Source organism: Pararobbsia silviterrae (genome assembly GCF_003628125.1).
Taxonomy (GTDB): domain Bacteria; phylum Pseudomonadota; class Gammaproteobacteria; order Burkholderiales; family Burkholderiaceae; genus Pararobbsia; species Pararobbsia silviterrae.
The window spans coordinates 1-1114 of the sequence record NZ_RBZU01000025.1 but is presented as its reverse complement, the minus strand read 5'-3'; the positions used below and the strand labels follow the sequence as shown (position 1 = coordinate 1114).

1 pseudogene is annotated in these 1114 nt (G+C 65.4%); it reads right to left on the bottom strand.

Going from position 1 to position 1114, the window contains the following annotated elements:
• Positions 1-866 (bottom strand): annotated as a pseudogene (locus tag D7S86_RS29710) (tetratricopeptide repeat protein); the annotation flags it as partial.
• Positions 867-1114: the final 248 nt, after the last annotated feature.

Genomic DNA, 1114 nt, shown 5'->3' with positions numbered 1-1114 from the left:
CCCGCACCCGCACCCGCACCCGCACCCGCACCCGCACCCGCACCCGCACCCGCACCCGCACCCGCACCCGCACCCGTGGCATGCGACTCGTCGACCCACGTCGCGTGCTCGACTCGGCGCGTGACGGGCACGAGCGCACCCGCGATTCCCGCGAGTCTTTCGGGGAGCCGGTCTCTGCGCGTGAGCGCAATCTTCGACGGTGCATTGAGGATCGTGCGCGACGTACGCGAAATCAGCGCTTGGAGTCGCGCGTCATCCGAATGAACGACGTCGGGATCGCCGATGACGTTGAACACGAGATCGTGCTCGGGCAGCGCGGCGAGTTCATGCTCGCTCGCGTATTCGACGAAGTACCGAATCTGCGTGTACCGGCGCGCGGGCATCAGATGCTTGACCGGCACGTTTCCGATACCCGCCGCGCACGCGAGCAGAACGCGCGGCGCACGTGCGTCGCCCGGCTCGATATACACCGCTTGTTTCGAGTAGGCGCGTCGCAGATGGTCGGCGGCGGCGTCGAGCTCGCCGCGTTCGCGAAGGAGCGACGCGATGTTTTGATGCGCGATCGCCAGTTCCGGATCGAGCGCGAGCGTCACGCGATACCAGCGCTCGGCTTCGGCGAGCTGCGCCTGATGCATATACGCGGTCGCGAGGTTGTAGAGCGCGAGCGCGTTGCGTTCCGACAGCGCGCGCTCGGCGACGCGCGCGGCGGCGGCGCGCAGGCGATCGCCGGCGGCATCGTAGGCATCCGCGAGTGCGCGCTGGATCGTCGCGTCGAGCGGCGACGCGGCTGCATCGGCTTCGAGCGTCGCGATTACCGAACGGGGTGCCGCCTGAATATCGAGGGTGGGCTTGTTGTCGCCGGACATGCCATCAACGCACTGTTTTTAAGAGGGGGTCATGATGCGCCTTGGCGCGCGCGAAGCGTGTGCCGATTCGACGATTCAATCGATCCGCTCGATTACCCAATGTTCGGAAGAATGCGGCGGTCAAAATAAATTGCATCACATGCTTGTCATGAGCGAATGAAGGGACTAAGATTCGCCTCCTCGTTACGCAACGAGGCGCTTCGCAAAGCGGGACACGAAGCGGGCAGTAAAGCTGGGAGCGTTATCTG